Annotated in this window: 13 protein-coding genes; 8 read left to right on the top strand and 5 right to left on the bottom strand. The window is 41.4% G+C overall.

The window, feature by feature from the left end; genetic code table 11:
• Positions 1 to 10: 10 nt before the first annotated feature.
• From VSQ62_RS17565 to VSQ62_RS17530, 8 genes are all read left to right on the top strand, one after another.
• Positions 11 to 1,105: a LuxE/PaaK family acyltransferase gene (locus VSQ62_RS17565; RefSeq protein ID WP_334636077.1), complete on the top strand. Its 1,095-nt coding sequence runs from the start codon at positions 11 to 13 to the stop codon at positions 1,103 to 1,105.
• On the top strand, positions 1,083 to 2,297 hold the full coding sequence (locus VSQ62_RS17560) for an acyl-CoA reductase (RefSeq protein WP_334636076.1): 1,215 nt from the start codon (positions 1,083 to 1,085) through the stop codon (positions 2,295 to 2,297). The genes VSQ62_RS17565 and VSQ62_RS17560 overlap by 23 nt, the downstream gene beginning before the upstream one ends.
• Positions 2,294 to 3,259, top strand: coding sequence for an L-lactate dehydrogenase (locus tag VSQ62_RS17555; protein WP_334636075.1), 966 nt, complete (start codon positions 2,294 to 2,296; stop codon positions 3,257 to 3,259). Before VSQ62_RS17560 ends, VSQ62_RS17555 begins: the two co-directional genes overlap by 4 nt.
• A 14-nt stretch (positions 3,260 to 3,273) precedes the next feature.
• Positions 3,274 to 4,017 (top strand): SDR family NAD(P)-dependent oxidoreductase, encoded by a 744-nt coding sequence (locus VSQ62_RS17550; protein WP_334636074.1) that lies wholly within the window; start codon positions 3,274 to 3,276, stop codon positions 4,015 to 4,017.
• On the top strand, positions 4,017 to 4,847 hold the full coding sequence (locus tag VSQ62_RS17545; protein ID WP_334636072.1) for a transketolase: 831 nt from the start codon (positions 4,017 to 4,019) through the stop codon (positions 4,845 to 4,847). The genes VSQ62_RS17550 and VSQ62_RS17545 overlap by 1 nt, the downstream gene beginning before the upstream one ends.
• Positions 4,844 to 5,839, top strand: a complete 996-nt coding sequence (locus VSQ62_RS17540) for a transketolase family protein (RefSeq protein WP_334636071.1) — start codon at positions 4,844 to 4,846, stop codon at positions 5,837 to 5,839. The genes VSQ62_RS17545 and VSQ62_RS17540 overlap by 4 nt, the downstream gene beginning before the upstream one ends.
• A gap of 44 nt (positions 5,840 to 5,883) precedes the next feature.
• Positions 5,884 to 6,639, top strand: a complete 756-nt coding sequence (locus VSQ62_RS17535; protein ID WP_334636070.1) for an SDR family NAD(P)-dependent oxidoreductase — start codon at positions 5,884 to 5,886, stop codon at positions 6,637 to 6,639.
• A gap of 90 nt (positions 6,640 to 6,729) precedes the next feature.
• The gene (locus VSQ62_RS17530) at positions 6,730 to 7,251 is read left to right on the top strand and encodes a GNAT family N-acetyltransferase (protein WP_334636069.1); all 522 of its coding nucleotides are present in this window, start codon (positions 6,730 to 6,732) and stop codon (positions 7,249 to 7,251) included.
• 556 nt (positions 7,252 to 7,807) lie between these two features.
• Here the strand turns inward: VSQ62_RS17530 and VSQ62_RS17525 are convergent.
• The 5 genes from VSQ62_RS17525 to VSQ62_RS17505 form a co-directional block, all read right to left on the bottom strand.
• Positions 7,808 to 8,791 (bottom strand): IS66 family transposase, encoded by a 984-nt coding sequence (locus tag VSQ62_RS17525; RefSeq protein WP_334637700.1) that lies wholly within the window; start codon positions 8,789 to 8,791, stop codon positions 7,808 to 7,810.
• A gap of 282 nt (positions 8,792 to 9,073) precedes the next feature.
• The gene (locus VSQ62_RS17520; protein ID WP_120397166.1) at positions 9,074 to 9,454 is read right to left on the bottom strand and encodes a hypothetical protein; all 381 of its coding nucleotides are present in this window, start codon (positions 9,452 to 9,454) and stop codon (positions 9,074 to 9,076) included.
• Between the two features lie 728 nt (positions 9,455 to 10,182).
• Positions 10,183 to 11,901 (bottom strand): IS66 family transposase, encoded by a 1,719-nt coding sequence (locus VSQ62_RS17515; RefSeq protein ID WP_334636068.1) that lies wholly within the window; start codon positions 11,899 to 11,901, stop codon positions 10,183 to 10,185.
• 20 nt (positions 11,902 to 11,921) lie between these two features.
• A complete protein-coding gene (locus VSQ62_RS17510) occupies positions 11,922 to 12,149 on the bottom strand; it encodes a hypothetical protein (RefSeq protein ID WP_120397181.1) in 228 nt (75 codons plus the stop codon).
• A gap of 380 nt (positions 12,150 to 12,529) precedes the next feature.
• Entirely contained in the window at positions 12,530 to 14,272 is a 1,743-nt protein-coding gene (locus VSQ62_RS17505) for an IS1634 family transposase (RefSeq protein WP_334635766.1), read from the bottom strand.
• Between the last annotated feature and the right edge of the window lie 65 nt (positions 14,273 to 14,337).

The following is a 14,337-nucleotide window of genomic DNA, read 5'->3' as shown; positions in this document are numbered from 1 at the left end:
GGATATATTTATGACTTTTGAAGAGATATTGAATATTTCTCCGTATTCTATGAACGGGGAGAAAAAAGAGAAACTTCTGACGGATAGGCTTATAGAATTAACGAAACTTCATCAGGAAAGGTGTCCTGAGTATGCACGGATTTTGGAAGCGATTTCTTTTGATATTGATAAAGTCAAAAGCTATAAGGAACTTCCGTATCTGCCAGTTCGCTTGTTTAAAGAATTGGATTTAAAATCCATTCTCAAGGAAGATGTTGTTAAGACAATGACTTCTTCAGGTACAACAGGGCAGGCCGTCAGTAAAATATATCTGGACCGTGCGACGTCATCTAATCAACAGAAAACGCTGGTAAAGATAGTCTCTGAGTTCACGGGTTCCAATCGTATGCCGATGATTATCATTGACTGTCCAAGTGTTGTGAAGAATCGGGCAATGTTTTCTGCGCGTGGTGCTGGTATCTTAGGTTTTTCTATTTTTGGAGCAAAGAAAATATATGCTCTTGATGATGATATGAAATTAGATACAGAGGGGCTAAAAGAATTCCTTGATAAATTTCAGGGGCAGAAAATTCTGCTTTTTGGATTTACTTTCATGATCTGGCAGCATTTTTATAAAGAATTGATGAGATTGAAAAAAGAAGGAATTACTTTTGATTTTTCAAATGGCATCCTTATTCATGGAGGCGGATGGAAGAAGCTTGTTTCCGAAGCGGTCAGTTCTGAGGAATTCCATAAGAAATTAAATCAGGCTTGCGGATTAGAGAATATACATGACTATTATGGAATGGTTGAACAAACCGGGTGCATTTACATGGAATGTGAGTGCGGACATTTACATGCAAGCATCTTTTCAGATGTGATCATACGGCGTCCGGTTAACTTCTCAGAGTGTGATATTGGCGAGGCAGGCATTGTTCAGGTAGTTTCGGCGATTCCGGAATCTTATCCAGGACACAGTCTTTTGACGGAGGATGAGGGTGTTATTCTTGGGATTGATGATTGTCCATGTGGAAGAAAAGGTAAATACTTCAAGATTAACGGCAGATTAAAGAATGCCGAAATAAGGGGGTGCAGTGATACTTATGCAGATAAGTTTAAATCCTGATATTTTAAATAAAATCACCTATCTGACTGGATCGCCTGAGATTACTGTCAGTCTGCAGAATACGCCTGCTAAGGAGCCTTTTGATGATAGGATAGTAGATTTCTTAAATGATGTATCCAGAGAAGTGATGAAAGATTCAAGATCCAAAGCGTATTCCGATGTTATCACGTTTGCCTTTTGGATTCGCAAAGGATCTGTATTGAGATTAAAAGAGCGATTTGGAAAACAGGATGATGCTCTCCATATGGGGAAGGGTATTGCCTTTCACATAGCACCTTCCAATGTTCCATGTAATTTCGCGTATAGTCTGGTAAGCGGCTTGTTGACTGGTAACGCGAATGTAGTCAGAGTTCCATCTAAAGATTTTCCTCAGGTAAAGATTCTTTCGGATGCCTTTAATAAGGTGCTCGACCGATATGAAGATATAAAACCTTATGTAATTTTGACTCGATATGGACGAGACAAAGAGATAAATGATCTATTTTCATCTATTGCAGAAATTCGTATTGTTTGGGGCGGTAATCAGACAATTGCTGAATTGAGAAATTCGGAATTGCACCCTCGTTCAGGAGAGATTACATTTGCCGACCGTTATTCGTTAGCGTTGATCGATGCAGACAGTTATTTAGATATTGAAGACAAAACAAGGGTTGCGGAAGACTTTTATAATGATACTTTCTATTCTGATCAGAATGCCTGTACAAGTCCAAGGATTATCATTTGGACCGGCAGGAAAATAGAAGAAGCAAAGAAGGTTTTTTGGGAAGAAGAGCATAAGCTTGTAAAGAAGAAATATACTTTTCAGGCAATTCAAGGGGTTAATAAACTGACAAGTAATTGTCTGATTGCAGTTGCACAGCCAGGTATAAAGATTGTAGACCATGAAGATAATCTGATCGTTCGAGTAAGTGTTCCTGAAATAAAGGAAGATCTTATGAATTATCGGGATAATAGCGGTTATTTTTTCGAATATGACTGTGAAGAAATTTCTGATATCAGGAGTCTTTGTAATAATAAAAGCTGCCAGACGATAGCATATATCGGTGACAAAAACACAGTTACATCACTTATCCAGACGGGGGTGAGAGGAATTGACCGTGTAGTTCCTATTGGAAAAACAATGGATTTTGATTTGATCTGGGATGGATATAACCTCCCGGCGTTAATGACGAGAACTATAGTGATGGTATGAATATGAAAAGAAATTATACACTTGGAAATCGAAAGGTAGCCATAATTGGCTCAGGATATGTTGGTTCTTCAATTGCCTATGCTTTAGCAATAAGGGACGTTGCAAGAGAGATTGTTTTGATCGACGTAAATCAGGATAAAACGGATGGTGAAGCAAAAGATATACGGCATGGTATTCCGGCTATGGGAACAGCTGATCTCTATGCGGGTGACTATTTTGATTGTGCGGATTGTGATTTGATCATAGTGACGGCTGGCCGAGGGAGAAAGCCGGGCGAATCTCGGTTAGATCTTACGAATGAAAACGTAAAGATAATGAGATCAGTAATTGACTCTATACAAAAATACTATACGCGCGGAGTGGTCCTGATTATATCCAATCCGGTTGATATTTTAACATACAAAGCGACAGAGTGGATGAGCCTTCCTGATGGGATGGTTTTTGGATCGGGAAATATCTTGGATTCTTCTCGTTTTGTCAGAACGGTTGCAGATTATATTGGACTGAATACAGGTGTGATCAACGGATATGTTGTTGGAGAACACGGAGATGGACAGGTTCCTGTCTGGAGTCACGTGACAGTTGGCGGAATACCGATTGCTGAGTATTGTTCTGATGCAGGACTAGATTGGAATGATGAAGTAAAGAACGAGATTGCTGAAAAAACCAAGATAATGGGTGCCGAGATAATTGCCTCAAAAGGACGTACACACTATGGTATTGCAACCTGTGTGTGTCAGCTTGCGGATGCTATTATTAATCAACGTCCTATGATTTCTTCTGTCAGTTCAGTATTAATGGGAGAACATGGATGCCGAGGAGTTGCTCTTTCGGTTCCTTCGGTTGTCGGACCGTCCGGTGTACAGCAGAGAATTCGAGAAAAATGGGCGCCAGAAGAGTATCGGGCGTTCTTTGATGCGGTAGAGAATGTAAGGGATACATTTGTTAAAATTACCTTATAAGATGGGAAAAGAAAATGATCTTAGAAAACAAAAACGCAATTATCACAGGTGCAAGACGTGGGATCGGCAGAGCGGCAGTTGAAGTCTTTGCATCCCAGGGAGCTAATATATGGGCTTGTGCAAGAAGACAGGATGATATTTTTGAGGAAGATGTGAAATTTCTGTCAAAGAAGTATCGGGTCCAGATTTTCCCGCTTTATTTCGACGTGACAAACGAAGCGGAGATGAAGGCAGCGATTCAGGATATTCGCAAACAAAAAGTCAATATAGATATCCTGGTTAATGCAGCAGGTATTGCAGATAACAGTACCAGATTCCAGATGACTTCTATCGACAAAATGAAACATGTGATGAATGTAAATTTATTTTCGGTAACGCTGATTACTCAGTATGTTTCGCGCCTTATGATAAGACAGAATTCCGGATGCATTGTGAATATTGCATCTATTGCGGGGATCGATGGTGCTCCGGCGCAGTATGAATATGCTGTAAGTAAGGCTGCGATTATAGGAGCAACCAGGAATCTTGCAAGAGAATTGGCACCCAATAATATACGTGTCAATGCTATAGCTCCGGGGATGACAGAAACTGATATGGGAGCACAGATCGAAGATACTTTGAAACAGGAAATCTTGGGCAAAGTTATCATGAAAAGAATGGGAAAACCGGAAGAAATCGCAAATGTTATTGCCTTTGCGGCCAGTGACATGTCGAGCTATATGACAGGCCAGGTTCTTCGGGTTGATGGAGGTATGTAATGGCAGATCAAATGATGATCAAAAGATGCAATGAGATGGCTAGGATAATCCGTCGGCATATCATTGATATGACCTACAACACAGGAAAAACAGGAGCACATCTTGGAGGAAGTCTGTCTATTGTTGAATTGTTAGCAGGACTTTATGCAGGCAGCATCAGATTTAATCGAGATGATCCTGAATGGGATGGAAGAGATAGAGTTATTCTTAGTAAGGGACATGCTGCAATGGCGTTGTATGCTGCAATAGCGGAAGCTGGGATCATTGATAAAAATGATTTGTATACATTCAAGCAGGATGGAAGCATGCTTGGCGGTCATCCTTCATTAAACGGATTGCATGGAATTGAGTACGCAAGTGGTAGTTTAGGACAGGGTTTATCCCTTGGTGTTGGAGCGGCTCTTGCACTGAAGAGGAAGAAAAATCATGATCCGCGTGTGTTTGTGTTTTTAGGCGATGGAGAATGTGATGAAGGCTCTGTATGGGAAGCTGCCGCAAGTGCCGGTCATTTTGAATTAAATAATCTGATTGCGGTCATAGATATGAATGCAATACAATATGACGGTTTTACATCAGAAATTTTAAATATGTCCCCGTTTGAAAAAAAATGGCAGGATTTTGGATGGGATACAATATCAATTGAAGGACATAATTTGCAAGAGATTCTGGATGCTTATAAACATCACGGAGAAAGACCTTTGGCTGTCTTGGCACATACCGTGAAGGGTAAAGGAATATCCTTTATGGAAGGGAACTGGAGATTCCATAATGCTGCGTTATCTAAAGAACAGTATGACCAAGCAATAGAAGAATTGGAGAAGACTGTATGATAGAATATAACAAAAGAAATATGAGAACATGGTCTCTCTTGGGACCTAGCGGGGCACATGGGACAGCGGCGATGAAACTTGCTGAAACGAATCCCAATGTGCTGATGTTGACGGCGGATCTGTGCTTTTTTTCTGGCCTTGAAAGATTTAAGACGACATATCCTGACAGGTTATATAATCTTGGAATAGCGGAACAGAACATGATTGGTGTTGCGGCTGGATTTGCAAGGGAAGGATTTATCCCATTTGTTAATACTTATGCTAGTTTTTGTGCTTCACGATGTGCTGATCAGGTCCGTGTAAATATGTCTTATATGAAACTTCCAATCAAACTAATTGGTCTGACAGCCGGGTATGGAGCAGGAATGTTGGGAGCGACCCATATGAGTATTGAAGATGTGTCTGTTATGAGAGCATTGCCGAATATTACAGTGATTTCTCCAGCTGATTGTACGGAGATTATTAAGGCGATAATAGCTTCGGCGGAGACACCAGATCCAACGTATATCAGACTTACAGGTCCGATGAATACTCCGATCGTTTATAAAGAGGATTATGATTTTTACATAGGAAAGGCGGTCAAGCTTCAAAAAGGCAGAGATGTATGTATTATCGCCACTGGTTCAATGGTAGCAGAATCCCTGAAAACGGCAAAGACATTATTGGCGGAAGGAATATCCTGCTCTGTGATAAACATGCATACGATCAAGCCCTTGGATACAGAGGCAGTAATGGAAGCAAATGAACAACATAAATTGATTGTTACAGCGGAGGAGCATAGTGTGATAGGCGGTCTTTATAGTGCCGTTGCAGAATGTCTCTGCAAGGAGAATGCACATAAACCGATTCTTTCATTTGGTATCAATGATATATTTGTGCGTGCTGGAAGCTATAGATATCAGATGACAGAGAGTGGATTAACAGAAGATATAATGAAGGAGGAAATTATGAACAAGCTTCAAAATCGGGGGGGGGTATTGCAGAGTAAGTAAAAGCAATACCTGCAGAGATATTCTGAAGCAGGAGGTGAAGTGTCTTGCTGCGTAGAGGATTATTATCTGGAAAAATTGCAATTGTTACCGGAGCAGGTAAGGGTATTGGAAATAAAACTGTAGAACGTTTTGCTGAGGAAGGTGCGGTCGTTTATGCGACTGATATCACCACCAATAGTTTAGACGAATTTGCAAAAGAAATCGGAGAACGGTGTGACACTGAAATCATTCCGATGTATTTTGATGTGACAGATGAAAGTGAAGCCAAAAAAGCAATTAGTCAGATCAAGAAAGAGTATGGGAGAATAGATATCCTAGTTAATAATGCAGGTATCATGTGCGACAATGTAATAGGAATGATAGGCCGAAAACTGGTTTATGATGTTTTTAACATTAATGTGTTTTCGGTCATCAATATGATACAGCTTGTAAATAAACTTATGAGCAGGCAGAAATCAGGTACGATTATTAATATATCCAGTATCGTTGGTATTGAAGGGGCAGCAGGCCAGCTTGTTTATTCGGCTTCCAAAGGTGCCGTTGCATCATTGACCAAAGCGGCTGCGAAAGAACTGGCTCCTAACGGCATCCGGGTGAATGCAGTTGCTCCAGGTCTGATTAATACAGGTCTGTTACAGACAATTGGAGACGTAAAGATTAAAGAGAATTTAAAAAATATTAAAATGGGACGATTAGGAGAACCGTTAGATGTGGCAAATGTAATTTTATTCCTAGCTTCTGATTTGTCAGCCTATGTAACGGGCGAGGTAATAGGAATTGATGGTGAGGCGCATGTATAAGAGTTATCAAGATGGGATTCTTGGTTCCTGCGAAGCAAGTAGCCAAGTAGCCATGCATGGATATTTGATTTGGAGAGGAGAAGAAGTTATATGAGGATTTATTTAAGACCTATCACGTTGGAGGATGGACTGAATATTGTAAAATGGAGAAATACTCCATCAGTTTCGGCTCATTGCCTGAATCAGAAGCCAATTACTGTTGAGTCTAATGAAACATTCTTTCATGAACATGTTGAGACGGGACATTATCTACAATTTATCGTAGAGAGAATTGATGAAGACTTTGGAGTATCCTCTTATCCGATTGCTACAGCCTATCTAAAGGATATTGATAAGACTAATAAAAGATGTGAGCTTTGCATTTTTACAAGTGATGATCAGGAGTGGAATACAGAGAGTCAAAGCATAGCTGTTAAGTTACTGCTAGAAAAAGCTTTCAGTGAAATAGGAATGCATAAGGTATATTCCTATATATTCTATCAATTTATTGATGAAGCAGAATTATTGAAGAGCGCGGGATTTGCATCGGAAGCAATTCTTAAAGAGGAAGCTTTGGATGCTGATGGACATTATCAGGATATTGTAAGATTTGTGATTTTTAAAGATCAATGAGCGCTGGGAAGAATTAAAAGAAAAATCTCATGTTAACATTCAAAACGAGAAAGGAAAGCATATCATGCCGGGAGACACGTTCTAAAAGAGGGGATACAGGGAGATCACTATAGGAATCGGAAACCACATACATGTAGTGGTGGTAACCGAAGAAATAACAATCGCTGTTGATAAAGCCGGAAAACGAGAAAAAAAGGATTTTCCGGTTTAGTGCTAGCGCTCTAGCAAAGGAAGAAGCCAGGAAGCCATGCTGGAAGAATCACAGGGAGTTTTTTCGCCTTTCTTTTCCTCTTGGGAGATTTCATTTTAGGAAACCGGTCTTTAGGGGAGAGATTGTTAGAATCATTCATCCAAATACGGGAGGGGATGAAAACGATATGGCAGTCGGGATTCCGTTCGAGCTGTTTGAGACAGTTACAGAGGGAGTCGCGGCGACGAAGCCGAGTTATTAGCAGTTTGATACAATAAGGTTACTATTCACAGTCGGTTTGATGGATCGACAAATAAAGCGGAGCTGCAACACCGCTTTCAATGTTCTGATGTGTTTTTAGGAAGATTAGACCGAGAAGATTTCGGCAACCGTATAAGGATTCCCTTCGCATAATCGTTGCAACGCTTCGATTTCATTGATGCCATTACGACGGCAGGTTTCGATGTATGTTCGGTTGAGCGCATGGTTATCGGCCGCTGTCTCTGATTCAAACTGTCCCGATATTTTCATGTGGGATTTTACACCTCGAAGCCCGCGTTCACTGAGATTATTGGTGGTCGGCAGACTGAAATCCTCAACCCACAGGAAATAGTTTCTGCGGTATTGGGCAATTCTGGTAAGCAGAGTCCGCTCAAAGGATGCCCCGTAGTTGTTTGGATCAGACTCATTTTCACTCCATCCGTTTTTAAGGTATTCATCTATTTTATGATGAAACTCGTTTATGCAGGCTTCGCTGAAAGAACCCTCGCCCCGGGCTATGGCATCATTGCGATCCTTGATGGTTGCGCTGATATGCTTTTTCAGATCATCAGACCATTGATGGCAGGTATCATCCGTATTCTTCTGGCAGTCACGCTGAAGATGCTGATTACACTCGATATTCTCAAAGCTGTACTTTTCATTGTAGTTTACGGTGTTATGGTCGTGCATGGTTTTGGTATCCGATGTCAGGAGATTCAGTACATTGTCGTCATCAAGGCTTTCCATGTCTTTGTGTGCATGCGCTGTATAGTAGGCAATAGACTCGTCTCCATAAAATCGGAAACATGCTCTTTGCGCAAGAATGAAGATGACCGTGTCGTCCCAGTAAACGATCTTTCTTGTGATCAGGACAAGCTTCAGATCCTGGCGAAACTGGCGGAGCCCATTTGCGGCACGGGCCTGGAGTTTCGCAATGTATCCCTCACAGGGCATTAATTCACCGCCGGTGATTCCGGCAAGAAACATGGATGCTTTGTTCATAGCGGCATTGACGGTATTTGTGAGTGATAAAGCAAAAGCCTGCAATCCGCTGCCATACTGAACCTTCTCCTTGAGGTTTGGGGGTATCTGTGACCGGAATACAGTGCCGCAGTTGCTGCATTCGTAATAAAAGAATTCGTGTTTGATCTTAACGACTTTAATGCGTACATCGTATTCAAATTTAACTTCGGACTCGCCGGTTGGGGCGCAGTCTGTAAGCCCGCATTTTGGACAGCATTCATCGTCCTGTAATGGGTGCCCAACGGTATCTGTGATCTCAGATTCCTCCGGCGCTTCAAGGGCTGCTTTGGGATGTCCAGGCTGTCCGCCTTTCTTCCTGCCTGAACTGCGGCGGGAGTTCCGGTATATTTAATCATAGATCACAGGGGCCTTTCTTAAAGTATTGGAGATGGAAGTGCATACTTTTTCATATGCCCTGATAGTAGCTTTTAGGGTTTTCACCTCAGACTGTAAAGAGGCGATTTCTGTTTCTTTCTCGGAAATGATTTTTTGAAAATCTCTGTTCCTTGCAGAAGCAGTATCTTCTTCCGTGGTGGTAACATTTTTCGAAGATGCTGTTCTGCCCCTGCGACCGGAAGATGGGATCAATTCCTTTGTTTCGGGATCGAGGGTACCAAGATATTTCCTCTTCGGTCTTGATTGCTTGGTAACAGGGTCATAGTGGGGAGTAGATTCGTAAACCCGGGTCTTTCCTGATTTTTTATCGAAGTGTTTAACAATAGTAGGCATAACGGTTTCTCCTTTCAATAGTGGCTATATATATTATATTACAACCACTACAAAAAGTCAATATGTAGTGGCTATATTTATTAATAAATAAAACCACCAAAAACAGTGCATTATGCCAATAAAAAAGCCACAATGGGAATTCATTAAACATCAGAAATTAAAATGGCTGTGAATGGTAACACAATAAGAGGGGGGATCCGGAAAATATTCTTGACATATAAGGGGGAGCCGGGGAATTCTTATATGTTTCCGGCAACCTCTTGTTTTACGCGAAGCAACGAGTTAGTACATAATTGTTCTTCAGTTCCCGTGGATGGAACGATAAAATAATCAAAAAATTGGCGAATTCTTTTTTCCTCATCAGTAGTTTCGGTGATTCTGGACAGAACATCCAGACAAGCGTTTCTGCAATCAGCATGGGGCTTAAGATTGTGTTTTGTCCCCGTTCTCCGCTGTAGACGGTCCAATCTGATCCGCTTTTTTCAAGGCAGATCGCTTCTTCCGCATACTCTCCGACAGAACAGAGATATTCCGGGATATGGAATTCTTGCAGAGATTTATACAATATATCTATACAGTACAGTAAAAAGGAATGGAATTCCTTATATTTTAGGTATTTTTTGAAAATTGTGAATAATAAGGTTGAAGGAATTAGGGTTCTGTAGATAAATCGTTACTTTTCACACCCACGCCATCTGCAAAATAAAGAAAAGGTTGCTGCTTTGGCGTTAAGCTTTAGCAACAACCTTTTCCTGTTTTATTTTGGGCGGGCGTTTCCGTTCATATATTTCTGATATCTTCTGATATACATCTACATTTTGTGAGCGTAACAAATAGACTATGCTTAAGCCATTACAAATATCGTTTAAACTTTCTTGGCTCCGCAGAGTAATTGCCTGCTTCTGTTTTCGTTTGTAGACTCTTGCCAATCTTTCACATAGGGAATTATTGGCTGGAACCCGTTTGTCATGCAGGAACAATAATTCACTTTCTTTATATTCCCTTAACCGGAGAAATAGATTATACCCTTCCCTATAATACTCAGTTGGCGGCTCATCCTGATATTCTTTCTCCGCCTTGTTCAGGATTTCATCATACCTTTTCTCGAATCCCTCAACAATTATCGGATCAAGTTCTTTCTCCCCCAACCCATTTCGGTAATGCAGCATCTCCTGGAACAATCCGTGCATCTCCTTGTTCCATTCCAGCTGCGGCTCATTCTGCTCGCTGCCGATCAGATAGCGGCAGTCATGCTGGGTACACTCCTGATGTTTTGTTCCATAACGGTAAAATGTCTTGTCATGGTCATGCAAGACAATCCCAACATAATTCTCAAGCGGCGTTCCTTCTATTCCTTTATGCCCTTTTTTCTCCCTGCCTATATAAAGTGCCACATCTGCGATCGGGGATGCAAGTATAAGGACCTGCGCACTGTGCCCATTTACAGATGCGTTTGTAAAATCTGCATTCATGACCGGAGACTGCATTAGTTTCTTTATAATCTCTTTTTTCTCTTCCGCTGTTTTCTCTGAAAATTCCCTGGTAAGACCATTGATCATGCCGTCGGACAGTTCGATCTCGCCTTTTGTCAATTCTGAGATTAGCTTTCTTATTTTTCCATGGGATACGTTGCATTCATTGCTCAGGAGAAAGGCAAGTGCCTTCACCGTCCCGTCATAGTTCACTTCATTGATATATCCTTCTGGAAATGGAGCATGTACACGGGCTCCGGTTCTTTTGTCACGGTATTCCTTTGTCGTATATTCCATGACCGCTACAGACATCTGGATGACCACTTTCTGTTTCCGAATGATTTTTCCTGTCTCATAATAATTCTCTTTATCCAGGTATTTTGCAGGCGCAGGGATTTCATGTGTCTCTGTTACGGCATGGAGCTTCCTGCGGTGTCCGGCATGGCCTGGCTGTCCGCCTGGTTTCCGGTCAGTTTTTACCCGGCTGTTCGGGATTTTTTTCCTGCCGGGTTTCTGCTGGGAAGAGGGGATGGATGAATTCTCAAAATCCATATTGACCTGCGCAGTCAGTTTTTGGTTCAGGCCTTTTTCTTCCTCCAGTTCAGCCCCTACCCTGTAGAATTCCTGTCTTATATCACGGCATTTATCTAATGCTTCATCTCTCTGGCGAACAACTTCCAGATTCTCTTTTTTGAGCTTTGCAATGAGACGGTCCTTCCTGTCAAGTTCTTTCTGACATTCGTGGTAAAGAGCATCATTTGCTTCCATCCATTGATTCCGGACAGACCGGATCTCCTTACGTGCCTGTGCTAATTCTTGTTTTAATTCCCGGATATTTTTTTCAAGTTTCCGAATAATGCTCTTATATTCTTCTTCTAATTTCCGGTATCTCTCGCCGGATTTAAATTCGGCGATCTGCTGTGCCAGTGATTTCACTTTGTACTGTAATGCACTTGTATATTCAAATGGATTCATCTGTACTCTCCTTTGATGAATTAGGGGCGGGAATCTAATACCTGTGCCATCGTTCTGCTTAATTCTATTGTCTCTTCCAGTTGTAATGTCAGCATGGAAATATATTCTTCTTTCTGTTCAAGAAGCTCTTCCGAAGTCCGAATGCATTTTTCCTGGATTCGGATTACATTTTCTGCTTCTTTAAGAGCATTCTCCAATTTAGAGATCTGTAATTCATATTTTTTTATAAGTGATGTTTCTTTACTCATTGCTGCCTCCGCACTTGTAATAAAAAAAGTATAGCAGAAATCTGGAAAAAAAGCGAATGAAGGAAATCTGGTATTCGTCATTTTGCCAGGGATAAATCGTTGATTTTTCAAGACAAATGGATATCAAACCACGCAGAAAAAGATGTGAGAAGGGGATTTTAAGACGAAAAACAGCCTGCAAATAAAAAGTCAATAGAAAATTGAATATTTTTTGAAAAAATTTTATGTAGGAAAAATGCGTACAACAACCAGACCACCGTAGAACGCTGGTTTTGTGAATTGCTAGAGTTATGTAATTTCTGCTATTGTGGAAGGGAAGCCAAATATTCTTTGACTCTTCCGTAATAACCCAAAAGTCGTATAATACACACTAAAAAAATTTAGTGCGTAGACATCCCCAATTTCTCAAGATATAGAGCATCCCGCGCGGTAATCTCCGTGTTCCATCGTTTGTTACGCAGTTCGGACGATACCTTTACCTCTTCCACAGTGTCAAACCATTGCAGCTGAAGATAAACCGGCGTATTCTCCATCCATCTTAACAGTTTCTCTTCAAGGTCAACCGTCTCTTTTGTTCTGATACCATCCTTATTCTGTTTGCCCAGAGTAGGCTTAATCTTACGTAGCTGATCACTGAAATACTCGTAATAACACAGCGATACGAATTGTACAAACATTCTGCCCCGCAAAGTATCTGGACTCCAAACACGGATACGGCTTCCATCCGCATGTTGCTTTTCCGCTTCAAAACAAGCTTCGATGGTCTCCCTTTTCCGGTAGATCCTTAAGCATTCAAAACAGTCTTTCTCCCGGTTGGAGACCAGGGTGAAATAGCCATGATATTTGTATGCCTCCTGACATTCCTTGTCCTTAAAACGAACGGTTGTCTTCTTTCCCCAGGTGCTTATCGACATATACTTTTTTACCTTCTCCTGCGCACTCCTGGAAAGCTCATCTACAGGTATGCCGTCTTCTATCATTGACTTTAATTCCATAAGGTCTGTTTCAAATTCAATCCGGTCTTCCGCCTGCCGTGAAGCATTAAAATAAATGTGAAGATACACCCGTCTTTTGAATCTTTCAACAGCGCCCTTTTCAGCGCCGCTTTTGTGGCTGGCATACTTGCGCACCTTGTCAAAATCATGCATTAACATAACTGTAACACCATGGGTTGTGGGGTCAAACGGACATACACTGTATATAGAAGAAAGTTCCTCTATACGTGCTTCTATTTCCGGCCGGATCCATTTGATGTTTGTTTTTGCCAGCGTGACAAACCCGAATCCTTTTTGGAGCATCTCAGAAAGGTTAGACTCTGAGTAGTAACCGTTATCTGTTACGATCTCGGCATGATCCACGCCAAGGACAGAAAGTTGTTTTAATGCGTTTTCGATTGACGACACATCAGGCAGGTTGCCCGGCTGTTTGGTAAATGCGACCGGCTGTCTGCTTTCAATAGAATACAGCGTAAGCAGTTTGACCGTCTTCAGTCCGTCTTTTGCTTTGTTGTATCCGTACCGTGCTTCCGGCTGCTGTCCGGAGTAAGTCGATATGGTGGTGGAATCATAAGCAATCGCTCCATGGTCCCCAAGCAATGCACAGCGCTCGTGAAAGAAATTTTGCTGCAGCGATTCATCCAGCCCGATGTCATGGAACAGGGCATGGTATACATCCTCTGATATGCCGTTCACATAGGGAAGCGGATGGGTATACTGCCAGGTCTGTATTCCCGGGAGTGTTTGTCCATTTGTTGCCAGAAGATATCTTGCGAGGGAAATGATCTTCTGGGCGGTCCCGATATCTGTGGATGCATATATAGCTGCATCAATACCGGAAATAAATCCTATATGTCCTATGATATCCATCATTCCAACACGTTTTCTGGAAGCAGATACTTTCTGTGGTTTTATTGGGAGTTTGCTTCCATTAGGTCTTTTTGGGCGTGTAGGCACCTGAATTTTTTCGCCTTTCGGAATTTTAGCGATGAGCTTACTGCTCACAACTTTGTTATATTTTTTAACCGGGTCATACAAGGTCTGACGCTCCATAACGTAGATATCACCGTTCTTCTGCTTAACATTTACACGTGATGTTTTGATCGTACCTGATGGTTTTGCTGGCATAACAATCTCCTTTATTTGAGTGTATATTTATATCTATCATCATTATAATGCACACTCAAATAAAA

Origin of the sequence: Sporofaciens sp. JLR.KK001 (assembly GCF_036941055.1) — a bacterium.
Lineage (GTDB): Bacteria > Bacillota > Clostridia > Lachnospirales > Lachnospiraceae > Sporofaciens.
This window is presented reverse-complemented; position numbering and strand designations above follow the sequence as displayed.

What these genes read in the sequence shown, in the direction of transcription:
- VSQ62_RS17565 (WP_334636077.1), top strand. Translation starts at nt 11, where the DNA reads ATGACTTTTGAAGAGATATTGAATATTTCTCCGTATTCTATGAACGGG.
- VSQ62_RS17560 (WP_334636076.1), top strand. Translation starts at nt 1,083, where the DNA reads ATGCAGATAAGTTTAAATCCTGATATTTTAAATAAAATCACCTATCTG.
- VSQ62_RS17555 (WP_334636075.1), top strand. Translation starts at nt 2,294, where the DNA reads ATGAATATGAAAAGAAATTATACACTTGGAAATCGAAAGGTAGCCATA.
- VSQ62_RS17550 (WP_334636074.1), top strand. Translation starts at nt 3,274, where the DNA reads ATGATCTTAGAAAACAAAAACGCAATTATCACAGGTGCAAGACGTGGG.
- VSQ62_RS17545 (WP_334636072.1), top strand. Translation starts at nt 4,017, where the DNA reads ATGGCAGATCAAATGATGATCAAAAGATGCAATGAGATGGCTAGGATA.
- VSQ62_RS17540 (WP_334636071.1), top strand. Translation starts at nt 4,844, where the DNA reads ATGATAGAATATAACAAAAGAAATATGAGAACATGGTCTCTCTTGGGA.
- VSQ62_RS17530 (WP_334636069.1), top strand. Translation starts at nt 6,730, where the DNA reads ATGAGGATTTATTTAAGACCTATCACGTTGGAGGATGGACTGAATATT.
- VSQ62_RS17520 (WP_120397166.1), bottom strand. Translation starts at nt 9,454, where the DNA reads ATGCCTACTATTGTTAAACACTTCGATAAAAAATCAGGAAAGACCCGG.
- VSQ62_RS17515 (WP_334636068.1), bottom strand. Translation starts at nt 11,901, where the DNA reads ATGAATCCATTTGAATATACAAGTGCATTACAGTACAAAGTGAAATCA.
- VSQ62_RS17510 (WP_120397181.1), bottom strand. Translation starts at nt 12,149, where the DNA reads ATGAGTAAAGAAACATCACTTATAAAAAAATATGAATTACAGATCTCT.
- VSQ62_RS17505 (WP_334635766.1), bottom strand. Translation starts at nt 14,272, where the DNA reads ATGCCAGCAAAACCATCAGGTACGATCAAAACATCACGTGTAAATGTT.